Below are 21024 nucleotides of genomic sequence, written 5' to 3' on the forward strand. Positions count from 1 at the left end.
GGGGCGATGCCATGACCGAAGCCGCAGCGATGACGCCGGGCACCAAGTATAACCGTGTTTTGTTGAAGATTTCCGGCGAGGCGCTGATGGGCGACCAAGGCTACGGCCTGCACCCGCCGACCGTCGAGCGGATCGCGAAAGAAGTGAAATCGGTCCACGACCTTGGCGTCGAGATCTGCATGGTGATCGGCGGCGGCAACATTTTCCGCGGGCTTGCGGGCTCGGCGCAGGGGATGGAACGGACCACCGCCGACTATATGGGCATGCTGGCCACCGTGATGAACGCGCTGGCGATGCAGTCCGCGCTGGAAGGCCACGGCGTCTTCACCCGGGTGATCAGCGCGATCCGCATGGACGAGGTCGCCGAACCCTACATCCGCCGCCGCGCGGTGCGTCACCTTGAAAAGAAACGTGTCTGCATCTTCGCTGCCGGTACTGGCAACCCGTATTTCACCACCGACACCGCCGCCACGCTGCGCGCCAACGAGATGGCGTGCGAGGCGATCTTCAAGGGCACCAAGGTCGACGGCGTCTATGACAGCGACCCCAAGAAGAACCCGGACGCGAAGCGGTACGAGAAGGTGACCTACGACGAGGTGCTGCAAAAGCACCTTGGCGTGATGGACGCCTCGGCCATCGCTTTGGCGCGCGACAACTCGCTTCCGATCATCGTGTTCTCGCTGGACGAACCCGGCGGGTTCCGCGGCATCCTTGCGGGGCAGGGAACCTACACGACGGTGCACGGCTAGTTCACGTCGCGTCCGCGCGGCCCGCATCCGGCGCCGCGCGGCAAACGCCCTTGTCGTGCCGCCCGGTCGGCGGAGTGGCGCAAATGACTGGGATGAAAGCTATACATCCGGCCGTCGATGGCCTAGAACCCGGCAACACGAAGACAGAGTTAACGGAACCCGCAGCATGTCCGAAGAAACCACGATCGACATCGACGACCTGAACCGCCGCATGGACGGCGCGATGACCTCGCTGCGGCAGGAATTCGCCTCGCTTCGGACCGGGCGCGCCTCGGCCTCGATGGTCGAGCCGATCACGGTCGACGCCTACGGCGCCCAGACCCCGATCAACCAGGTGGGGACGGTCAACGTGCCCGAACCGCGGATGGTCACCATCAACGTCTGGGACAAGGGCCTTGTAAACAAGGTGGAGAAGGCGATCCGCGAAAGCGGGCTGGGCATCAACCCGCAGATGAACGGCACGATCATCATGCTGCCGATCCCCGAGCTGAACGAGGAACGCCGCCGCGAGCTGACCAAGGTCGCTGGCCAGTACGCCGAGAACGCCCGCGTCGCGATCCGCAACGTGCGCCGCGACGGCATGGAGCAGCTCAAGAAGGGCAAGAACGAAGGCATGTCCGAGGACGAGCAGAAGCTCTGGCATGACGAGATCCAGGAATTGACCGACCGCCACATCAAGGCCGTCGACACCGCGCTTGAGACCAAGCAGGAAGAGATCATGCAGGTGTGACACCGTCACCCTGCACCCGGTCGGGCGCCTTTTGGGTGGCCTGCTCCGGACGCGGCCGTTTAGGGTCGTGAGGTACAATAAATTTGACCCCACCGACTTGAAGTGGCGAGGCTAGGAGCGAAAGTTATGGCGGAAGTGCGAAAGACAGGCGCCGAGCATGTCGCGCTTATCATGGATGGCAACGGACGCTGGGCGCAGGCGCGCGGCAAGCCCCGGCTGTACGGCCACCACGCCGGTGCCAAGCGGGTGAAGGAAATCGTCCGCGCCTGTCCCGACATCGGCGTCAAGTATCTGACAATCTTCGCCTTCTCGACCGAGAACTGGAAACGCACCCAGTCCGAGGTGGCCGGCCTGATGAGCCTGTTCCGCCGCTATATCCAGCGCGAGGCCCGCGATCTGCTGGCCGAGGGCGTGCGGGTCCGTTTCATCGGCGACCGCCTGCGTCTGGACCGCAAGCTGCAAAAGCTGATGGACGAGCTGGAGCTTCTGACCTCGAGAAACGACAAGGTGCACCTGACCATCGCGCTGAACTACGGCGGCCGGGACGAGGTTGCCCGCGCCACCAAGCGCCTTGCGCAAGACGTGGCCGATGGCCGTCTCGATCCTGCGAAGGTGGATGAAGAAACCCTGCCTAAGTATCTGGATACATGCGTTCTTCCGGACCCGGACCTGGTGATCCGCACCAGCGGCGAGGCGCGGATCTCGAACTTTCTGCTGTGGCAGTCGGCCTATGCCGAATATGAATTCATCGACACCCTGTGGCCCGACTTCAGCCCCGAGATCTTCGGTGGCATCGTCAAGAACTTCGCGGGCCGCGAACGCCGGTACGGTGCCGTCCTGACATGAAGTGGCGTGGGCGCAGCTGGGAAGACCTGCGCCCCAGGGTCATTACCAGTGCGGTTCTGACTACGGTGGGGGTGGTCGTCGTTTACGCCGGCGGAACGCTGTTCGCGCTTGCCGCTGCGGTCGCCGTGGCGGTGATGCTGTGGGAACTGTCGACGATGCTGGCACCGTCGAAAGGGTCCGAAGCGTTGCAAATCGCGCTGCTGGGCGCCGCCGCGCTGCTTCTGGCGCGGTTCTTGCCGCCGATCTTCACCCTGCCGCTGCTGGCCGCGCCCGCCATCGTCGGGGCAAGCCTGCTGAAAAAGCACATCGCGATCTTTCTGGGATTCGGCTTCGCCACGCTGGTGTTCGGACACGGCATGGTCTGGGCGCGTGAGGTGCACGGGCTGGTTTGGCTGTTGTGGCTGATCTTCACCATCGTCGCGACCGACGTGGCGGGCTACTTCGGTGGCCGCTCGTTGGGTGGGCCGAAGTTCTGGCCTGCCGTCAGCCCCAAGAAAACATGGTCCGGCGTGGTGTGCGGCTGGATCGCGGCGGCGCTGGTGTCGCTGATCTTCCTGCGCATCACCGACGCGGGCCGCGACCTGATCTGGATCTCGGTCCTGCTGAGCTTCGCGTCGCAGCTTGGCGACATCGCGGAAAGCGCGGTGAAGCGGAAGATGAACGTGAAGGACAGCTCGAACCTGCTGCCCGGCCACGGTGGCCTGCTGGACCGGTTCGACGGGCTAATGGGCGGCGCGCTGTTCATGCTGCTGGTGGCGCAAATCGTGGACGTACCTGACCTTATCCTGTGACATGACCCGCCGCGTATCGATCTTCGGGGCCACTGGGTCCATCGGACAAAACACCATAGACCTGATCGACCGCGACCCGGACGGGTTCGAGGTCGTGGCGCTGACCGGCGGCGGCAATATTGCCCAGCTGGCAGCCGACGCGCGGCGCCTTAACGCCCAAGTCGCCGTGACCGCGCACGAGGACCGGCTGCCCGAACTGCGCGACGCGCTCGCGGGCTCCGGCGTCGAGGCGGCGGCGGGCGAGGGGGCGCTGATCGAAGCCGCCGAACGTCCGGCCGACTGGATCATGTCCGCCATCGTGGGGGCCGCCGGGCTGCCGCCGGGGCTGGCCGCGTTGAAGCACGGCACGACGCTGGCGCTGGCGAACAAGGAAAGCCTTGTCACCGCCGGGCCGCTCTTGATGCGCACCGCGGCCAAGCATGGCGCGACCATCCTGCCGGTCGACAGCGAGCATTCGGGCGTGTTTCAGGCGCTGGTGGGCGAAAACATCGCAGACGTCGAGCGCATCTTGATCACAGCCTCGGGCGGCGCGTTCCGCGACTGGCCGCTGGACAAGCTGGCCGACGCGACGCCGGAACAGGCGGCGACGCATCCCAACTGGGTCATGGGCCAGCGGATCACCATCGACAGCGCGACGATGTTCAACAAGGCGCTGGAACTGATCGAGACCAAGGAATTCTTCGACGTCCTGCCGTCGCAGATCGAGGTGCTGGTGCATCCCGAAAGCCTGATCCACGCGCTGGTGGGCTTTCGCGACGGCGCGCTGATGGCGCATCTTGGCCCGCCCGATATGCGTCACGCCATCGGTTATGCGCTGCACTGGCCCGCGCGGGGCGACGTTCCCGTCGAACGGCTGGACCTTGCCCGCATCGCGCAGCTGACCTTCCGCCCGCCGTCCGAGGCGCGCTGGCCCGCGTTGCGGCTTGCGCGCGAGGTGATGGAAACCGGCGGCTTGGCGGGCGCGGCGTTCAACGCGGCGAAAGAAAAAGCCCTCGATGCCTTTATCGAAAAACGGATTCGATTTACTGCAATGGCAGAGATAGTCGATACGGTTTTGACACGATTGTCATCCGATCCGGGCCTTAGTTCGGCCCAAATCGATCTTGATAACGTCCGGCAAATGGATCAACTGGCCCGGGTTCGGGCCGCAGAGGCGATCCGCGAAAACACATAAGAGGCAGCAGTTTGGAATTGACGGATCTCATCCCGACCTTCGGTAACACGCTTTACACGGTCGGCGCCTTCGTCATCGCGCTGTCCGTGATCGTCGCCGTCCACGAATACGGTCATTACATCGTCGGACGCTGGTGCGGCATCAAGGCAGAGGTTTTCTCGCTGGGCTTTGGGCCCGTGCTGTTCAAGCGGACGGACCGGCGCGGCACGCAATGGCAGATCGCGGCGCTTCCGTTCGGGGGCTATGTGAAGTTCCTTGGCGACGCGAATGCGGCCAGCGACAAGGCCAGCGACGTGATGGACACGCTGGACGACGCAGAGCGGCGGCACACGATGCACGGCGCGCCGCTGTGGGCGCGGATGCTGACCGTCGCCGCCGGCCCGGTGTTCAACTTTATCCTGTCGATATTGGTGTTTGCAGGCGTGATCCTGTCCACCGGCGTCGCCAGCGACCCGCTGACCGTCGGTCAGATCCGCGACGTGCCCGCGCTTCAGGACCACCTGCGCCCGGGCGACGAGATCCTTGCGATTGAGGGGCAGGAAACCCCCGACGTCGCCGATTTCCGCGACTATATCGAAGGCCTGCCCGTGGCCGAGACGCTGGATTACACCCTGCGCCGCGACGGGGAAGAGGTGCAGACGACCGGCCCCTATCCGTACCCGGCGCTGGTCTCTGGCCTGACCGCCGGATCGGCTGCGATGGAGGCAGGGCTGGAAAGCGGCGACGTGATCACCGCGATCAACGGCACGCCCATCGTCAGCTTCGAGGAATTGCGCGTTGCCGTCGGTGAATCCGACGGCTCGGAATTGACCTTCTCGATCTGGCGCGACGGAGAGACCTTCGATGTCGGCCTGACACCGCGCCGGATGGATCTTCCGCTGGAAGACGGCGGGTTCGAGACCCGCTGGCTGATCGGCATCACCGGCGGCATGGTGTTCGAACCGATGACCGAAACGCCGGGCCTGCTGGATGCGGCGGAATACGGGGTAAGCCAGACGATCTTTATCGTGCGCTCGTCGCTGTCGGGCCTGTGGCACATGGCCAAAGGCGCGATCTCGTCGTGCAACCTGCGCGGCCCGATCGGCATCGCCCAGACCAGCGGCGCGGCGGCCAGTCAGGGCCTTGAAAGCTTCATCTGGTTCATCGCGGTCCTGTCGACGGCGGTCGGCCTACTGAACCTGTTCCCGATCCCGGTGCTCGACGGCGGACATCTGGTGTTCCACGCCTACGAGGCGATCACCGGCAAGCCGCCCAGCGACACCGCGCTGCGGATCTTGATGACCGTGGGCCTAGGATTGCTGCTGACCCTGATGGTCTTCGCGTTGTCTAACGATCTGTTCTGCCCGTAAAGCCGGGGCGGGGAGGGGCCGATTCGCGGCCCTTCCAATTCGATCGCAGAGTCGTGAAAGCGGCGTCTCGGCGCCGCATTTCCGCCCTAAACGCTGCCTAGTTTTGTCCCTGAAAGCAAAACGCTATCTCGGAGGCAGACATGCATACCCTTCAGTCCGGCTACCGCGGCCTTTCGCTGCTGGCCAACCTGAACTGGGACCGGATCCTATTCGCGGGCGGTGCCGCCGGCGCTTTGTACGCGGCGGCCTTCATCATCTCGCTTTGATAACCGGCAGATAGCGCACAAGGGTCGGACCCGGGCGCTATTTTATCCACAATATCTGGTAGTTTGCGCACCCATCGATAAGCATCGGTGGGTGCTTTTACGTTTTTGACTCGGCCCCTCTTTCGCGATAGCACACTGAAAACAACTAATTCGGTGGGATAGGTACTGATGAAGCGGGCACACCTCGCCACGCGGCGCAACGGCCAGATCGCCAACGGCGGTATCCTCCGAGCTTTCGCTGCCATTCTTCTCGCTTTTACTGTGATTTTTGCCGTTTCGGTGGACGAGGCTTCGGCCCAGTCCTATCGCTTTGGCCGGATCGACGTGGAAGGCAACACGCGTATCGAGACTGGAACGATCCTGTCCTACGCGGGAATCAACCCCGGCGACTCTGTCAGCGCGGGGCAGTTGAATACGGCGTACCAGAACATTCTGGGCTCGGGGCTTTTTGAATCCGTGGCGGTCGAGCCACGCGGCGGAACCCTCGTGATCTCGGTGCAAGAATACCCGACGATCAACCGCATCAGCATCGAGGGCAACCAGCGCCTGAAGGACGAGATCCTTGTGCCGCTGATCCAGTCGCAGCCGCGCCGGGTGTATTCGCCCAACGTGGCCGCTGCTGACGCGCAGGTCATCGTCGATGCGTATCAGGAAGCGGGGCGCCTTGCCGCAACCGTGAACCCGGTGATCATCAAGCGGTCCAACAACCGCGTCGACCTTGTGTTCGAGGTCAACGAAGGCCGCGTGATCGAGGTGGAGCGCATCAGCTTCGTCGGCAACCGCGACTTCTCGGACCGTCGTCTGCGTCGCGTGCTCGATTCCAAGCAGGCGGGCCTGTTCCGCACGCTGGTCCAGCGTGACACCTTCATCGGCGACCGCATTCAGTTCGACCGTCAGGTGCTGACCGATTTCTACCGGTCGCGCGGTTACGTCGATTTCCAGATCATGTCCGTGGCGTCGGAATTCTCGCGCGAGCGGAATGCGTTCTTCGTGACCTTCACGGTGCAAGAAGGGCAGAAATTCTCGTACGGGAACATCTCGGCCTCGTCCGACCTGCCCGAGATCGACGTGGCGGCCTATCAGTCGGCGATCCGTCTGCGGCCCGGCCAGACTTACAGCCCGGTGGACATCGACAACACCATCGCGCGTCTGGAACGGCTGGCTGTCCAGCAGGACCTTGATTTCATCCGCGTCGATCCCCGCGTGACGCGGGACGACCGCAACCTGCTGCTGAACATCGACTTCGCGCTGGTGCGCGGTCCGCGCATCTTCGTCGAGCGGATCGACATCGAAGGCAACGCGACCACGCTTGACCGCGTGATCCGGCGCCAGTTCACCGCCGTCGAAGGCGATCCGTTCAACCCGCGTGAAATCCGCGAGGCTGCGTCGCGGATCGAGGCGCTTGGCTACTTCTCGTCCGCCAACGTGACGCCGCGCGCCGGGTCCAGCCCGGATCAGGTGATCGTCGACGTGGACGTCGAGGAACAGCCGACCGGCTCGCTTGGCTTCGGTGCCACCTATTCGACGTCCAGCGGCTTTGGCCTGACGTTCAACTTCTCGGAACGCAACTTCCTCGGACGTGGCCAGACACTTGGCTTCGACGTGGCGGCGGGCGCCGGGACGGGGACCTATGGCTTCAGCTTCCGCGAACCCGCGTTCTTGGGCCGCAATGTCGCGTATTTCTTCAACATCAGCTATTCGACGACGGACTCGGCGAACGACACCAGCTATTCGACCACGGTTGGCAACATCACCACCGGGTTCGAATTCCCGCTGAACGAGTTCGCGCGGATGGGCGTCAACACCTTCGGCCGCTACACCGACCTGTACAGTGTGCCGGCGGACTCGTCCGACATCCTGCAGCGTGAAGCCACGCGCGGGGCCGAGTGGACGATGGGCCTTGGCTATGACCTGACGTACCGCACGCTGCGGACCGGGCTTGATCCCGACTCGGGCGTTCTGCTGCGCTGGAGCCAGGACTTCGCCGGGATCGCGGGGGACGTGTCCTACGTGAAGTCGGAACTGCTGGCCGTGGCCGAGACCAAGGTGCTGAACGGCGAAGTGACCCTGCGGGCGATCGTCGAGGGCGGTGCCCTGAACTCGCTTGACGGGTCGTCCGACAGCCGGATCGTCGACCGCTTCAGCCTGAACGGCAAGATGCGCGGCTTCGAGTACTACGGCCTTGGCCCGCGTGACAACGCGGCGGGCAACGAGGACGCGCTTGGCGGCAACTACTTTGCCGTCGCGAAGTTCGAGGCCGAGTTCCCGCTGGGTCTGCCGGAAGAGTACGGCATCCACGGCGGCGTGTTCGTCGACGTCGGGTCTGTCTGGGGCCTTGACGACGTGAACGGCACCGGGCTTGTCGACGACGCCTTCAGCCTGCGTTCGGTGGCCGGTGTGTCGCTGTTCTGGGACACGCCGCTTGGGCCGCTGCGGTTCAACTACTCGAAAGCGATCAAAAAGGAAGACTACGACCTCGAGCGCGAGTTCGAACTGACGATCTCGACTCGGTTCTGACGTCATGGCGCGGTTCCATCGCGCCGGGCGTCTGTACCGGCTTGTTGCGGGTCTTCTGATGACAGTCCTTGTCGCCGCCGGTGCTCCGGCGGCGGCGCAGGACAACCAGCCGCCACTGGTCGGCTTTCCCATCCTCACCCTCGATCAGGAACGCCTGTACGGCGAGTCGCGCGCCGCCGCGCGCATCATCGACGAGATCGAGACGCGGGCGTCCGAACTGGCGGCCGAGAACCGGCAGATCGAGGCGGAACTGTCCGCCGAGGAGCTGGAGCTGACGGAACGGCGCGAGACGATGCCGCCCGACGAGTTCCGCCCGCTTGCGGATGCGTTCGACGAAAAGGTTCAGCGGATCCGGGCCGAACAGGATGGCAAGGAACGCGATCTTCAGACGATGCGCGATGAGGAACGGCAGCTGTTCCTGCGCCGGATCACCCCGATCCTTGCCGAACTGGCCCGCGAACGCGGCGCGTTGATGATCCTCGACCGCCGCACGGTGCTGTTGTCGGCAGAAACGGTCGACATCACCGAGGACGCCATCACCCGCATCGACGACGTGCTGCTGGACGCGGACGGCAACCTGACCGAACCGCTGCCCGCCCCGCCGGTGGAACGCCCGGCCGACCTGCTTAGCCCGCCCGATCCCGCGCCAACGGCCCCGGACGCGGTGGAAACGCCCGGCGACGCCGGTCCGGCGGACGCGGACTGATCCCGCGCGCGCAATCTTGTTTAACCCCGGGTTGCTTGATAGAGCACGCGGGCCTTGGGAACTGAAGAAGGACGGCGTCCATGACCGATGCCCTTAAGACTGCCGACACGGATATGATCCAGCGGATCCTGCCGCACCGTTACCCGTTCCTTCTGGTGGACCGGGTGGTCGACATTGACGGCACCAACTCGGCGACGGGCATCAAGAACGTCACCTTCAACGAGCCGCATTTTCAGGGCCATTTCCCCGGAACCCCGATCATGCCGGGCGTGACCATCATCGAAGCAATGGCTCAGACTGCCGGCATCATGATCGGCGTGGCGAACGACATCACCGATACGAACCTGCTGATCTACCTGATGAGCGTCGACAAGGCGAAGTTCCGCCGCAAGGTGGTGCCGGGTGATCAGCTGAAGCTGCACATCACCGGCCTGCGCACCGGCGGCAAGGTCCTGAAGTTCCATGGCGTCGCCGAGGTGGACGGGCAGAAAGCGGCCGAGGCCGAATTCGCCGCGATGGTCGACCTGACGCCCGGAGCCTGAGCCATGAGCATCGACGCCACCGCGCGCATCCATCCCAGCGCCATCATCGAAGACGGCGCCGTGATCGGGCCGGAGGTCGAGATCGGCGCCTTTTCGGTCATCGGGCCGAAGGTAAAGCTTCACGCTGGCGTCCGGGTCAAAAGCCACAACGTCATCACCGGCGACACCGAGATCGGCGAGAAGACCGAGGTCTTTCCGTTCTGTTCCATCGGGGACATCCCGCAGGATCTGAAGTTCGCCGGCGAGGACACGCGCCTTGTGATCGGCGCGCGCAACACGATCCGCGAGCACGTGACGATGAACCCCGGCACCGCGCACGGCGGCGGGCTGACCAGCGTCGGCGATGACTGCCTGTTCATGGCGGGCGTCCACGTCGCGCACGACGTGCGCATCGGCAGCCGGGTGATCGTGGTCAACCAGTCGGGCATCGCAGGCCACGCCACCATCGGCGACGACGTGATCATCGGCGGCATCTCGGGCGTGCACCAGTGGGTCCGCATCGGCAAGGGGGCGATCATCGGCGGGGTGACCAAGGTCGCCAAGGACGTGATCCCCTACGGCATGGTCGATGCCGAAGCCGGGGAACTGCGCGGCCTGAACCTTGTCGGCCTGCGCCGCAAGGGCGTGGACCGGGCCGAGATCGGTGCGCTGCGGGCCGCCTACAAGGATCTGGGCGAGGGCGAGGGCAGCTTCCAAGAGCGCGCCGCCAAGCTGATGGAAGAGACCGAAAGCGCCTATGTGCGCGAGGTCGCGGAATTCATCCTTACCGACAGCGACCGGCACTTCCTGACCCCGAAGAAATGAGCCGTCTCGCGATCATCGCGGGCGGCGGGTCGCTGCCGCTGAAGATCGCGGCGGCCCATCCCGAGGCTCTGTTCGTCGCGATCAACGGCGCCGGGGTGACACCGCCCGACGGCGTCGAGACGGCGGACGCGACCTATGAGAAATTCGGCGACCTGTTCCGCAAACTGCGCGCCGCCGGTGTCACCGATGTGGTGATGGCGGGCGGCGTGGCGCGGCCGGTGCTGAACCCGGCGCGCTTCGACACCAAGACGATGATGCTGGCGCCGCGCTTCCTGAAGGCGATGCAGGGCGGCGACGACCAGATCCTGCGCACCGTGGTGGCGGTGTTCGAAGAGGCTGGCTTTGCCGTGCGCGGCGCCTATGAGCTTCTGCCCGAGTTGACGACGCCTGCCGGACGGCTTGCCGGGAAGAAGCCGTCGGCCAAGGATCTTGCCGACATCGACCGCGCCGTGGGCATCCTGACCGCGCTGGGGCCCGAGGATGTCGGGCAGGGCGCGGTGGTGGACGGCGGCCTGTGCCTTGGGATCGAGACGGTGCAGGGCACCGACGCGATGCTGGATTTCGTCGCCCGCACACCGCCCAAGCTGCGGCGGGGCGGCGGCGTGCTGGTGAAGGCGCCGAAGCCGGGGCAGGACCTGCGCGTCGACATGCCCGCCGTCGGTCCCGCCACGGTCGAGGCCGCCGCCGCTGCGGGCCTGTCGGGCATCGTGATCGCGGCGGGCCGCGTGCTGCTTCTGGATCGTGCTGTCGTGACCGAAGCCTGCGCCTCGCGCGGGTTGTTCCTGCTGGCGAAGGAGTTCTGATGCGCGTGTTCGTCCTTGCCGGAGAGCCCTCGGGCGACCGTCTTGGCGGCGCGGTGATGCAGGGCCTGAAACAGCTGTCGCCCGACGTGACCTTCGATGGCATCGGCGGACCGAACATGATCGCCGAGGGGCTGACGTCGCGCTTTCCGATGGACGAACTGTCGGTCATGGGCATCGCCGAGGTGCTGCCGAAGTACCGCCACCTGAAGCGCCGTCTGACCCAGACGGTCGACTGGGTGCTGGACACCAAGCCCGACGTGCTGCTGACCATCGACGCGCCCGATTTCTCGTTGCGCGTGGCATCGCAGGTGAAAGAGCGCAGCGACATCCGCTGCGTCCACTATGTCGCACCCACGGTCTGGGCGTGGCGCGCGGGGCGGGCGGCGAAGATGGCGCGCTATCTCGACCAACTGCTGGCGCTGCTGCCGTTCGAGCCGCCGTACTTCGAGGACGTCGGCCTGCGCTGCGATTTCGTCGGGCATCCGGTGGCCGCCGAACCCGTGGCGACCGACGCCGAAGTCGCGGCGTTCCGGGCCGAGGCCGGGCTGGGCGACGCGCGCACGCTGCTGGTTCTTCCCGGCTCCCGCCGGGGCGAGGTCGGACGCCTTGCGCCGGTGTTTGGCGAGGCGATGCGCCCTTTGGTGAAGCGTCACCCCGGCCTGCGGATCGTGGTGCCCGCCGCCGATCATGTCGCGGGCGACGTGCTGGAGCTGGTAAAAAGCTGGCCGGGCGATCCGGTGGTTCTGGACCCGCGCGGGTTGCGCGGCGACCTTGCCACCGCCCGCAAGCGCGCCGCCTTCCGTGCCGCCGACCTTGCGCTGGCCGCCTCGGGCACGGTGTCGCTGGAACTGGCCGCCGCGGATACGCCGATGGTCGTGGCCTATGACATGAACTGGCTCACATGGCAGATCGCCAGCCGCATGGTGAAGCTGGACACGGTGACCTTGGTGAACCTCGTCGCGGGGACCCGCACGGTGCCCGAGTTCCTCGGCCCCGACTGCCGCCCGGCGCCGATTGCCGATGCGCTGCATCATCTGCTGTCGTCCCCGGACGCGCTGGCCGAGCAGCATGCGGCGATGGCGGCGTCGATGCAGGCGCTGGGGCGCGGGGCGGAACCTCCGGGCCTGCGGGCCGCACGCTCCGTTCTGGACGGGCTGGGCTGAACCCCCGCGCTTGCCCGCCCTGCTTGACCGCCGTGCTTGCCCCCCCCGAGCTTGACCGACGTGCTTGCCCGACGCGCGGCGCGGCATATCTGATGGCGCATGAACACCGCCGCTCTCGACAGACCCCGCTTCGCCCGTGATCGTTTCGACCCGTTGCCCGGATGGGACGGGCGTGGCGGAACCGACCGCAAGACCGGCGTCGAGATCGAATTCGGCGGACTGACCGAACGCGCGGCGGCGGAACTGGCACAGCAAGAACTTGGCGGCACACTGGAAGAACCCGCGCCGCAGTCCTTCGTGGTGAAGGGCTCGGAGCTGGGCGATCTGGAAATCTACCTTGATACCGCGTTGCGCAAGAAGGTGTCCGGACAGTGGGCGCGGGCCGGGCTGGACGCCAGCCGCGCCGTGGTGCCGGTGGAACTGGTCACCGCGCCCCTGACGCAGGACCAGCTGCCGCGTCTTGAAACGCTGATGCAGGCGCTGCATCAGGCGGGCGCGATCGGCACGCGCGGCGGGATGCTGCTGGGCTTCGGCCTGCACCTGAACCCGGAACTGGCCGACGAGGGCGGCGCGGACCTGCCCGCCACCGGCACCGCCTATGCCTTCCTTGAGGAATGGTTCCGCCAGACCGACCCGCTGGACATGAGCCGCCGCGTGCTGCCGTTCACCGACCGCTATCGGCCCGCGCTGCTGGACGCGCTGGCCGAGGACGGGCCGCTGCCGGGCCTGTCCGGGTTCATGGAGATCTACCTTGACCACGTTCACAGCCGGAACCACGGGCTGGACCTGTACCCGGCGATCCGCTTTCTGGACGAGCCGCGCTTCGTAGCGCGGCATGGGTCGGATTCCAGCGTCTCGGCGCGGCCCACCTATCACTATCGCCTGCCGGACTGCCGGCTGGGTGACCCCGACTGGACCGTGGCCTATGAATGGAACCGCTGGGCGCTGGTCGAGCGGGTGGCGCGGATGCCCGATCTTCTGGATGCGTTGCGCGCGGACTGGCGCGGGCGGGGCTGGCTGCGCAACCGGGTGCGTGGCGGATGGGCCGACACGGTGGACGGCCACCTGCGCGACGCGGGGCTGATCGGGGGCGACGCATGAGCCGCCCGGTCATCGGCGTGACGACGTCGCAGCGGTCGGGCTGGCGGATCTTTCCGCTGGTGGCGCTGAACGTGTTTCTTGCGGGCGGGCGGGCGGTGCGCTGGGGCGTGCGGCAGGAACCGGACCTGGAGAAGGTCCACGGTATCGTCATCGGCGGCGGCGACGATATCTCGCCTGATTTCTACGGCGGCCGCTTGCAGGCTGCCGCCCGTCTCGATCCGGCACGGGACACGCTGGAACACGATCTGTGCTGTGCAGCGTTCGAGCGGAACATCCCCGTGCTGGGGATCTGCCGGGGCAGCCAGATGCTGAACGTCGCGCTGGGGGGCGATCTGCATCAGGACGCGTTTTCCGTCTACGAGACTTCGCGCCGCTACAAGACCATCCTGCCGCGCCGCCGCGTGACGGTGGTGCCGGGCACGCGGCTGGCGGGGATCGCGGGAAAGGCCACGATGCACGTCAACGCGCTGCATTCGCAATCGGTGGCGCGGCTTGGCCACGGGCTGGAGATCGCGGCGCGCGACGAGGGCGGCATGGTTCAGGCGATCGAGCGGGTGCGCGACCCCTTCGCGGTGGGGGTGCAGTGGCACCCCGAGCACCTGTTCTACCGCAAACGCCAGCGCGCGATTTTCCGGGCGCTGGTCCACGCCGCTGGCGCCTATCGCGAAACGCGCGGGCAGGTAGAGGCGGTGGACCGGGGTATGCCTGTCAGCGGGTGAACGGCCCTGTGGGCCGACAAGGAAATCAGCCCTTCGGGCTGATGCCTCCGGCGGGGATATTTGTGGACCAAAGAGGCGGTCAGCCGCGCTCCAGCCGCTCGATCAGGGCGGGGAGGTCGGCGACCGTGTCGATCATGTGGTCGGCGCCAGCGGCGCGCAGGACCTCGGACGCGCCCGCGCGGTAGGCGTCCAGCTCGGCCTCGGTGCAGTGCGCCAGTTCGTCCGGGGTCTTGCCCACGAAGTTGCCCGACAGCGCAAGCCCCACGGTCACGCAGCCCGCCGCGCGGCCCTCGGCGATGCCGGGGGCGGTATCGTCGACCTTGATCACCGCTTCGGGCGGGTAGACGCCGAGATCGACGAAGCATTTGTACATGCCCAGCGGACCGGGGCGGCCTTCGGACAGGTCGTCGGAACACACAAGGTTGTCGGGGCTGTAGCCCTGCGCCGCCGCGACCGGCAGGACGCGTTCCATGATCGAGCGGGTGTAGCCGGTGGTCGAGCCGATCTTCATGCCGCGCCCGCGCAGGAACGCGACCGTGTCCAGTGCACCGGGGACAAGGTCGGCGTAGTCGGCGGCGACCTCTTCGTTCATCGGCACGAACACCTCGTAGACGCGGTCGACGTCGGCATCGGTCGGGGCCGCGCCGTGTTTCGCTTCCCATGCGGCGGCGATCTCGGGCAGGTCCATCATCGCGCGGATGTGGTCCCACTTGGCCGAGCCCATCGGCCCGCGCGCCTGATCGATTGTGACCGGAATGCCGAACTGTTCGAAGGCCTTCACGAACACGCCCATCGGCGCGAAGGATCCGAAATCGACCATCGTGCCCGCCCAGTCGAATACCACTGCCTTGAACATGCTCATGCCGCCTCTGCCTGCTTGTTGCGTTCTTCCAGTGCCGCCGCCGGCGGCGTCGCGTCGGTGACGCCCATGTCGGCCAGCGTCTCGGCCACGGCCTGCACCACGCGGGCCATCACGGCGGAGTCCATCCGCCCGATGTGGCCTAGCCGGAAGCTGTCCACCTCCGTCAGCTTGCCGGGATAGATGATGAAGCCGCGCGCCTTCATGCCGTCGTAGAACGGTTGGAAGGCAAAGGCCGGGTCGGCGGGGCAGAAGAAGGTCGTGATGATGGGCGACAGCCAGCGGTCTTCCAGCAGCGTCTCGAACCCCAGCCCGCGCATCCCCGCCACCAGCGTGTCGCGGTTCGCGGCATAGCGGGCGCCGCGCGCCGGCACGCCGCCCTCGGCCTCGTGCGCATGCAGCGCGGTCAGGAAGGCCGCGACCGCGTGGGTCGGCGGCGTATAGCGCCACTGGCCGGTCTTCTCCATCGTCGCCCATTGCGCATAAAGATCCAGCGCCAGCGAGTGGGCGTTGCCCTTCGCGGCCTCCAGGGCATCGGTGCGGACCAGCACGAAGCCGAAGCCGGGCACGCCCTCGATGCACTTGTTGGCCGAGGACACGATCGCCTGATAGCGGATCTGTGTCGGGGGCAGCGGAATGGCGCCGAAGGCCGACATCGAGTCGATCAGCAACGCGCGCCCCGCCGCCTCGACCGCCTGCGCGATTTCGGGGATCGGGTTCAGGATGCCGGACGATGTTTCGCAGTGGATCGCGACGACATGGGTGATGGCGGGGTCGGCGGCAAGGATCGCCGCGATCTCGGGGCCGCGCGGGGGCAGGTAATCACCCTTGTCCAACACCTCGACCGCGCGCACCGCATAGCGCAGGCTGTCCGCCGCACGCTGGCCATAGGCGCCGTTCGCCAGCACCAGCGCCTTGCCGTGTTTCGGAACCAGCGTGCCCAGCATCGCCTCGACCGAGAACGACCCCGAGCCCTGCATCGGGACGCAGGTGAAGGCGTCAGACCCTTCGCCCAGCATCGCCACCAGCCGCGCCCGCAGCTCTGCCGTCATGGCGCGGAAATCGCCATCCCAGCTGCCCCAGTCGCGCAGCATCGCTTCCTTGACCTCGTAGGACGTGGTCAGCGGGCCGGGCGTCAGAAGATAGGGCTCTCCAAGGCGGGGGGGCTCGAATGTCGGCATCTGCATCCTCGATCGTTCCGGCTGTTGCCTGACCTATACAACTAGACAAGATGGTCTGTCGAGGCGGAAACCGGGATGCAGAGCGACGGCGGTTGGGGGCGGCGGTCAGCCGGGCTGGCCGAGGAAGGCCGCCAGTTTCGGCCGCAGCCACGCCCACAGGCCGGGCGCACCGCGCGAGATCGGGCGACCGACGCGGGCGTCGAGCTTTTCCAGTGTCACGTCGTAGCCGCGCCAGCCAAGGCCGTTGCCCGCAAGGTTGGTCACCGGGCTTTGGAACCGGTCGATGGCCTTGGCGAAAACGGCGTCCGGCGTCTCGGCGGCCTCGAACTCGTCCCACAGGGCGCGGAAGCCGTCGCGCTGGTCGTCGGGCAGCAGGCCGAACAAACGGTCGGCGGCGGCGGCTTCTGCCGCTTCTTGTGCGGCATGATCGACATTGCCGTGGATCGGGTGATCGCCTGCGTCGATCTCGACGATGTCATGCAGCAGCAGCATCCGGATCACGCGGTCGATCCGCACCTCGGGCCCGGCCTGATCGGCCAGCACGAGCGCGTACAACATCACGTGCCAGGAATGTTCGGCCGAGTTTTCTTTGCGCGAGCCATCGATCAACGGTGTGGCACGAAGGATGGATTTCAGCCGGTCGGCTTCCTTCAGGAAAGCGACCTGTGCGTCGAGGCGGGATGTGAATTCAGATGCGGTCATGGCCGCATCTAGGCGGTCGGCGCCGGAAAAGAAAAGACCCGCCACTTGGGCGGGTCTGTCCGGATACGACGCGCGGCTGATGCGTTAGCGCGTGCTTTCGGTCAGGCGGCGGCGGACATAGCCGTCGACCTCGCCGATCATCTGTTCCATGTGAGGATCTTCGAAGAAGTGGCCTGCGCCCTCGACCTCGGTGTGGGTGATCGTGATGCCCTTCTGCTCGTGCAGCTTGTCCACCAGCGTGTGCGTGTCACGCGGCGGCGCCACGCGGTCGGCGGTGCCGTTGATGATCAGGCCCGAGGACGGGCAGGGGGCGAGGAACGAGAAATCGTACATGTTCGCGGGCGGCGAGACCGACACGAAGCCGGTGATCTCGGGGCGCCGCATCAGCAGCTGCATCCCGATCCACGCACCGAACGAGAACCCTGCCACCCAGCAATGCTTGGCGTTCTGGTTCATCGACTGAAGGTAGTCGAGCGCCGACGCGGCATCGGACAACTCGCCCATGCCCTGATCGTATTCGCCCTGGCTGCGTCCCACGCCGCGGAAATTGAACCGCAGAACCGTGAAGCCCATGTTGTGGAACGCATAATGCAGGTTGTAGACGACGCGGTTGTTCATCGTCCCGCCGAACTGCGGGTGCGGGTGGAGGATGATGGCAATCGGAGAGTCCTTGGTCTTCTGGGGATGATACCGCCCCTCAAGACGCCCCTCCGGGCCGGGAAAGATTACCTCGGGCATTTGCCTCCTTCTGCTCCTCGTATCATGCCGCGCTAATTCTTGACGAATTTAGTCAGGCAACTTAGAACACTTCTAAAACTTGTTGCGGCACGGCGCCGCTTCGGGTCAGAATGCAGTTAATGATCGTGTCGCTAGAGGTCAATGGAATAAGGGGGCTGTACGGGCCATGAAACTGTCCACGAAGGGGCGTTACGCAATGGTCGCGCTGGCGGACCTTGCCCTGCAACCCGCCGAATCGCTGTCGTCGCTGGGCGAACTGTCGAAGCGGCAGAACATTTCGCTTCCGTACCTCGAACAACTCTTCGTCAAGTTGCGGCGCGCCGGTCTGGTGGAATCCGTGCGCGGGCCTGGCGGCGGCTATCGGCTGGCGCGGCCCCCGGCCGAGATCCGGGTGTCCGAAGTTCTGGGCGCCGTGGACGAGACCGTCAGCGCCATGCACACCGGCGCGGGCGCGTCGGGCGGATCGTCCGGCAGCCGCGCGCAATCTTTGACGAACCGCCTGTGGGAAGGGCTGTCGGCCCATGTCTACGTGTTCCTGCACCAGACCCGCCTGTCGGACGTGATCGAGAACGAGCTGGCCCCCTGTCCCGCAGTCCCCACGCTGTTCGCCGTGGTGGACGAGGACTGACGCCCGACCCCGACCTTACGAACTGGAAACGGACCCGCCTGTGCCCCCACGCGTCTATCTTGACTGGAACGCCACCGCCCCGCTGCGCCCCGAAGCGCGGCAGGCGATGATCGACGCGATGGACGTGTCCGGCAACCCGTCCTCTGTCCATGCCGAGGGGCGTCGGGCCAAGGCGCTGATCGAGAAAGCGCGCGGGACCATCGCCACGGCCTTCGGGGCGGACGGCGCGGACATCGTGTTTACTTCGGGCTCGACCGAAGGCGCGGCGCTTGCGCTGGAGGGCAGGGGCCTGCACGGCGCCGAGATCGAGCATGACGCGGTCGCGGCGTGGGTCGAAACCGATCTGGCGGTCGCGCCGGATGGAACCGTGACCGTACCGGACCCCGAACACTCCACGTTGCAGAACGCCAATTCCGAAACCGGCGTGATCCAGACCCTGCCCGAGGGATTGGCCGTCTGCGACGCGACGCAATCGTGGGGCAAGGTGCCGCTGGCTTTCAACTGGATGGGCTGCACGATGGCGCTGGCCTCGGCGCACAAGCTGGGCGGGCCCAAGGGGATCGGCGCGCTGATCCTCAAGCGTGGCACCGACCTTGCGGCGCGGATCCGGGGCGGCGGACAAGAGATGGGCCGCCGGTCGGGGACCGAAAACGTGATCGGAATCGCCGGGTTCGCCGCCGCCGCAGAGGCCGCGATGCGCGATCTTGACGCTGGGACATGGGACCGGGTCGAGAAATTTAGAAATATTCTAGAAAGTGGCATTGTGGCCGCCGCACCAGAGGTTATCTTACCCGGAAAAGATTCATCCCGGCTGCCGAATACCGCGTGCTTCGCGGTTCCCGGCTGGAAGGGCGAAACGCAGGTCATGCAGATGGACCTTGCCGGCTTCGCCATCTCGGCGGGCTCGGCCTGTTCCAGCGGCAAGGTCCGCGCCAGCCGGGTGCTGACCGCGATGGGATACGACGACGCGGTGGCGTCCTCGGCGATCCGGGTATCACTCGGGCCGGACACCACCGAAGAGGAAATCGGGCGTTTCATCGACGCCTGGACCGCGCAGTACCGGAAGTTCCGGCAGCGCGCGGCCTGATAGAAGGAAAGGCCAGGACATGGCAGAGAGCTTGGACGCACAGGTCAAGGAAGGCGTCGACCAGGAAACGGTGGATGCCGTTCAGTCGATGGCCGGCAAGTACAAGTACGGCTGGGAAACCGAGATCGAGATGGACTATGCCCCCAAGGGCATCGACGAAAGCATCGTGCGCTTGATCTCGGAGAAGAACGGCGAACCGGAGTGGATGACCGACTGGCGGCTGCAGGCCTACCAGCGGTGGCTCGAGAAGGAAGAGCCCGACTGGGCGATGATCGAGTATCCCCGGATCGACTATCAGAACCAGTATTACTACGCCAAACCCAAGAGCATGCAGGAAAAGCCGAAGTCGCTGGACGAGGTGGACCCCAAGCTTCTGGAAACCTACGAGAAACTGGGCATCCCGCTGAAAGAGCAGATGATCCTTGCCGGAGTCGAAGGCGCCGAGAACGCGCCGGCCGAGGGTCGGTCCGACCGCAAGGTCGCAGTCGATGCCGTGTTCGACAGCGTGTCCGTCGGCACCACCTTCCAGGCAGAGCTGAAGAAGGCCGGCGTCATCTTCTGCTCGATCTCGGAAGCGATCCGCGAACACCCGGAACTGGTGCGCAAGTACCTTGGATCGGTCGTGCCGATTTCGGACAACTACTTCGCCACGCTCAACAGCGCCGTCTTCTCGGACGGGTCGTTCGTCTACGTGCCGCCGGGCGTCCGCTGCCCGATGGAACTGTCGACCTACTTCCGCATCAACGCCGAGAACACCGGCCAGTTCGAGCGGACGCTGATCATCGCGGACAAGGGCAGCTACGTGTCCTACCTTGAAGGCTGTACCGCGCCGCAGCGCGACACCACGCAGCTGCACGCCGCCGTGGTGGAACTGGTCGCGCTGGAAGACGCCGAGATCAAGTATTCGACGGTGCAGAACTGGTTCCCCGGCGACGAGGAAGGCAAGGGCGGCATCTACAACTTCGTGACCAAGCGCGCGGATTGTCGCGGCGACCGGTCCAAGGTGATGTGGACGCAGGTCGAAACCGGCTCTGCGGTGACGTGGAAATACCCGTCGTGCATCCTGCGGGGCGATGAATCGCAGGGCGAGTTCTACTCGATCGCGATCACCAACAACTACCAGCAGGCCGACACCGGCACCAAGATGATCCATCTCGGGAAAGACACCCGCAGCCGGATCGTGTCGAAGGGCATCAGCGCCGGCAAGGCGCAGAACACCTATCGTGGCCAGGTCTCGGTGCACCCGAAGGCGAAGAACGCGCGGAACTACACGCAGTGCGACAGCCTTCTGATCGGCAGCGAATGCGGCGCCCACACGGTTCCGTATATCGAGGTCCGCAACAACTCGTCCCGTGTGGAACACGAGGCGACGACGTCCAAGGTGGACGACGATCAGCTGTTCTACTGCCGTCAGCGCGGCATGGACGAGGAAGAGGCCGTCGCGCTTGTCGTCAACGGGTTCTGCAAGGACGTGCTTCAGGCGCTTCCGATGGAATTCGCGATGGAAGCACAGCAGCTGGTGGCGATCTCGCTGGAAGGCTCTGTCGGCTGATGCCGCTGTGCCGTCGG

22 protein-coding genes are annotated in these 21024 nt (G+C 65.9%); 18 read left to right on the forward strand and 4 right to left on the reverse strand.

Annotation, left to right across the window (positions count from 1 at the left end):
• The first annotated feature begins 11 nt into the window (after nt 1-11).
• From pyrH to P1K30_RS02495, 15 genes are all read left to right on the forward strand, one after another.
• Nucleotides 12-749, forward strand: a complete 738-nt coding sequence (gene pyrH / locus P1K30_RS02425) for a UMP kinase (protein WP_275631074.1) — start codon at nt 12-14, stop codon at nt 747-749.
• A gap of 166 nt (nt 750-915) precedes the next feature.
• Nucleotides 916-1479 carry a ribosome recycling factor gene (frr, locus tag P1K30_RS02430; RefSeq protein ID WP_275631075.1) on the forward strand — a complete coding sequence of 188 codons (564 nt, stop codon included), beginning with the start codon at nt 916-918 and terminating at the stop codon, nt 1477-1479.
• Between the two features lie 126 nt (nt 1480-1605).
• The gene (uppS, locus tag P1K30_RS02435; RefSeq protein ID WP_275631076.1) at nt 1606-2325 is read left to right on the forward strand and encodes a polyprenyl diphosphate synthase; all 720 of its coding nucleotides are present in this window, start codon (nt 1606-1608) and stop codon (nt 2323-2325) included.
• On the forward strand, nt 2322-3116 hold the full coding sequence (locus P1K30_RS02440) for a phosphatidate cytidylyltransferase (protein ID WP_275631077.1): 795 nt from the start codon (nt 2322-2324) through the stop codon (nt 3114-3116). The genes uppS and P1K30_RS02440 overlap by 4 nt, the downstream gene beginning before the upstream one ends.
• 1 nt (nt 3117) lies before the next feature.
• Nucleotides 3118-4290 (forward strand): 1-deoxy-D-xylulose-5-phosphate reductoisomerase, encoded by a 1173-nt coding sequence (gene dxr / locus P1K30_RS02445; protein ID WP_275631078.1) that lies wholly within the window; start codon nt 3118-3120, stop codon nt 4288-4290.
• An 11-nt stretch (nt 4291-4301) separates the two neighbouring features.
• Nucleotides 4302-5639, forward strand: a complete 1338-nt coding sequence (gene rseP / locus P1K30_RS02450; RefSeq protein WP_275631079.1) for an RIP metalloprotease RseP — start codon at nt 4302-4304, stop codon at nt 5637-5639.
• A gap of 140 nt (nt 5640-5779) precedes the next feature.
• Nucleotides 5780-5905, forward strand: a complete 126-nt coding sequence (locus P1K30_RS02455; protein WP_275631080.1) for a hypothetical protein — start codon at nt 5780-5782, stop codon at nt 5903-5905.
• A gap of 168 nt (nt 5906-6073) precedes the next feature.
• Nucleotides 6074-8422: an outer membrane protein assembly factor BamA gene (bamA, locus tag P1K30_RS02460; RefSeq protein ID WP_275631081.1), complete on the forward strand. Its 2349-nt coding sequence runs from the start codon at nt 6074-6076 to the stop codon at nt 8420-8422.
• A 4-nt stretch (nt 8423-8426) separates the two neighbouring features.
• Complete coding sequence (locus P1K30_RS02465) at nt 8427-9128, forward strand: OmpH/Skp family outer membrane protein (RefSeq protein ID WP_275631082.1); 702 nt, start codon at nt 8427-8429, stop codon at nt 9126-9128.
• A gap of 80 nt (nt 9129-9208) precedes the next feature.
• Nucleotides 9209-9670 (forward strand): 3-hydroxyacyl-ACP dehydratase FabZ, encoded by a 462-nt coding sequence (gene fabZ / locus P1K30_RS02470; RefSeq protein WP_275631083.1) that lies wholly within the window; start codon nt 9209-9211, stop codon nt 9668-9670.
• 3 nt (nt 9671-9673) lie between these two features.
• A complete protein-coding gene (gene lpxA, locus P1K30_RS02475; RefSeq protein ID WP_275631084.1) occupies nt 9674-10474 on the forward strand; it encodes an acyl-ACP--UDP-N-acetylglucosamine O-acyltransferase in 801 nt (266 codons plus the stop codon).
• A complete protein-coding gene (locus P1K30_RS02480) occupies nt 10471-11277 on the forward strand; it encodes an LpxI family protein (protein ID WP_275631085.1) in 807 nt (268 codons plus the stop codon). The genes lpxA and P1K30_RS02480 overlap by 4 nt, the downstream gene beginning before the upstream one ends.
• Nucleotides 11277-12440 (forward strand): lipid-A-disaccharide synthase, encoded by a 1164-nt coding sequence (lpxB, locus tag P1K30_RS02485; protein ID WP_275631086.1) that lies wholly within the window; start codon nt 11277-11279, stop codon nt 12438-12440. Before P1K30_RS02480 ends, lpxB begins: the two co-directional genes overlap by 1 nt.
• A gap of 99 nt (nt 12441-12539) precedes the next feature.
• Nucleotides 12540-13541: an amidoligase family protein gene (locus P1K30_RS02490; protein ID WP_275631087.1), complete on the forward strand. Its 1002-nt coding sequence runs from the start codon at nt 12540-12542 to the stop codon at nt 13539-13541.
• On the forward strand, nt 13538-14260 hold the full coding sequence (locus tag P1K30_RS02495) for a gamma-glutamyl-gamma-aminobutyrate hydrolase family protein (RefSeq protein ID WP_275631088.1): 723 nt from the start codon (nt 13538-13540) through the stop codon (nt 14258-14260). Before P1K30_RS02490 ends, P1K30_RS02495 begins: the two co-directional genes overlap by 4 nt.
• A gap of 79 nt (nt 14261-14339) precedes the next feature.
• On the opposite strand, the gene phnX is transcribed toward P1K30_RS02495, so the two are convergent.
• The 4 genes from phnX to P1K30_RS02515 all read right to left on the reverse strand — a co-directional run bounded on the left by phnX (nt 14340) and on the right by P1K30_RS02515 (nt 17740).
• On the reverse strand, nt 14340-15122 hold the full coding sequence (phnX, locus tag P1K30_RS02500; RefSeq protein WP_275631089.1) for a phosphonoacetaldehyde hydrolase: 783 nt from the start codon (nt 15120-15122) through the stop codon (nt 14340-14342).
• Nucleotides 15119-16306: a 2-aminoethylphosphonate--pyruvate transaminase gene (locus P1K30_RS02505; protein WP_275631090.1), complete on the reverse strand. Its 1188-nt coding sequence runs from the start codon at nt 16304-16306 to the stop codon at nt 15119-15121. The genes phnX and P1K30_RS02505 overlap by 4 nt, the downstream gene beginning before the upstream one ends.
• 99 nt (nt 16307-16405) lie before the next feature.
• Nucleotides 16406-17002, reverse strand: a complete 597-nt coding sequence (locus P1K30_RS02510) for an HD domain-containing protein (RefSeq protein WP_275631091.1) — start codon at nt 17000-17002, stop codon at nt 16406-16408.
• Between the two features lie 84 nt (nt 17003-17086).
• Nucleotides 17087-17740 carry an alpha/beta hydrolase gene (locus tag P1K30_RS02515; protein ID WP_275631092.1) on the reverse strand — a complete coding sequence of 218 codons (654 nt, stop codon included), beginning with the start codon at nt 17738-17740 and terminating at the stop codon, nt 17087-17089.
• A 166-nt stretch (nt 17741-17906) separates the two neighbouring features.
• Here P1K30_RS02515 and iscR point away from each other — a divergent pair, with 166 nt between their 5' ends.
• The 3 genes from iscR to sufB are packed head-to-tail and all read left to right on the forward strand — an operon-like array spanning nt 17907 to nt 21007.
• Nucleotides 17907-18368 (forward strand): Fe-S cluster assembly transcriptional regulator IscR, encoded by a 462-nt coding sequence (iscR, locus tag P1K30_RS02520; RefSeq protein WP_275631093.1) that lies wholly within the window; start codon nt 17907-17909, stop codon nt 18366-18368.
• 40 nt (nt 18369-18408) lie between these two features.
• On the forward strand, nt 18409-19455 hold the full coding sequence (locus tag P1K30_RS02525) for a cysteine desulfurase family protein (RefSeq protein WP_275631094.1): 1047 nt from the start codon (nt 18409-18411) through the stop codon (nt 19453-19455).
• A 19-nt stretch (nt 19456-19474) separates the two neighbouring features.
• Complete coding sequence (gene sufB / locus P1K30_RS02530; RefSeq protein ID WP_275631095.1) at nt 19475-21007, forward strand: Fe-S cluster assembly protein SufB; 1533 nt, start codon at nt 19475-19477, stop codon at nt 21005-21007.
• Nucleotides 21008-21024 lie beyond the last annotated feature (17 nt).

Origin of the sequence: Psychromarinibacter halotolerans, from assembly GCF_029168315.1 — a bacterium.
In the GTDB taxonomy this organism is placed as follows: Bacteria; Pseudomonadota; Alphaproteobacteria; order Rhodobacterales; family Rhodobacteraceae; genus Psychromarinibacter; species Psychromarinibacter halotolerans.

What these genes read in the sequence shown, in the direction of transcription:
- lpxB (WP_275631086.1), top strand. Translation starts at nt 11,277, where the DNA reads ATGCGCGTGTTCGTCCTTGCCGGAGAGCCCTCGGGCGACCGTCTTGGC.
- iscR (WP_275631093.1), top strand. Translation starts at nt 17,907, where the DNA reads ATGAAACTGTCCACGAAGGGGCGTTACGCAATGGTCGCGCTGGCGGAC.
- sufB (WP_275631095.1), top strand. Translation starts at nt 19,475, where the DNA reads ATGGCAGAGAGCTTGGACGCACAGGTCAAGGAAGGCGTCGACCAGGAA.
- uppS (WP_275631076.1), top strand. Translation starts at nt 1,606, where the DNA reads ATGGCGGAAGTGCGAAAGACAGGCGCCGAGCATGTCGCGCTTATCATG.
- frr (WP_275631075.1), top strand. Translation starts at nt 916, where the DNA reads ATGTCCGAAGAAACCACGATCGACATCGACGACCTGAACCGCCGCATG.
- pyrH (WP_275631074.1), top strand. Translation starts at nt 12, where the DNA reads ATGACCGAAGCCGCAGCGATGACGCCGGGCACCAAGTATAACCGTGTT.
- P1K30_RS02495 (WP_275631088.1), top strand. Translation starts at nt 13,538, where the DNA reads ATGAGCCGCCCGGTCATCGGCGTGACGACGTCGCAGCGGTCGGGCTGG.
- phnX (WP_275631089.1), bottom strand. Translation starts at nt 15,122, where the DNA reads ATGAGCATGTTCAAGGCAGTGGTATTCGACTGGGCGGGCACGATGGTC.
- P1K30_RS02465 (WP_275631082.1), top strand. Translation starts at nt 8,427, where the DNA reads ATGGCGCGGTTCCATCGCGCCGGGCGTCTGTACCGGCTTGTTGCGGGT.
- P1K30_RS02510 (WP_275631091.1), bottom strand. Translation starts at nt 17,002, where the DNA reads ATGACCGCATCTGAATTCACATCCCGCCTCGACGCACAGGTCGCTTTC.
- bamA (WP_275631081.1), top strand. Translation starts at nt 6,074, where the DNA reads ATGAAGCGGGCACACCTCGCCACGCGGCGCAACGGCCAGATCGCCAAC.
- P1K30_RS02455 (WP_275631080.1), top strand. Translation starts at nt 5,780, where the DNA reads ATGCATACCCTTCAGTCCGGCTACCGCGGCCTTTCGCTGCTGGCCAAC.
- P1K30_RS02440 (WP_275631077.1), top strand. Translation starts at nt 2,322, where the DNA reads ATGAAGTGGCGTGGGCGCAGCTGGGAAGACCTGCGCCCCAGGGTCATT.
- fabZ (WP_275631083.1), top strand. Translation starts at nt 9,209, where the DNA reads ATGACCGATGCCCTTAAGACTGCCGACACGGATATGATCCAGCGGATC.
- P1K30_RS02490 (WP_275631087.1), top strand. Translation starts at nt 12,540, where the DNA reads ATGAACACCGCCGCTCTCGACAGACCCCGCTTCGCCCGTGATCGTTTC.
- P1K30_RS02505 (WP_275631090.1), bottom strand. Translation starts at nt 16,306, where the DNA reads ATGCAGATGCCGACATTCGAGCCCCCCCGCCTTGGAGAGCCCTATCTT.
- P1K30_RS02480 (WP_275631085.1), top strand. Translation starts at nt 10,471, where the DNA reads ATGAGCCGTCTCGCGATCATCGCGGGCGGCGGGTCGCTGCCGCTGAAG.
- P1K30_RS02515 (WP_275631092.1), bottom strand. Translation starts at nt 17,740, where the DNA reads ATGCCCGAGGTAATCTTTCCCGGCCCGGAGGGGCGTCTTGAGGGGCGG.
- lpxA (WP_275631084.1), top strand. Translation starts at nt 9,674, where the DNA reads ATGAGCATCGACGCCACCGCGCGCATCCATCCCAGCGCCATCATCGAA.
- dxr (WP_275631078.1), top strand. Translation starts at nt 3,118, where the DNA reads ATGACCCGCCGCGTATCGATCTTCGGGGCCACTGGGTCCATCGGACAA.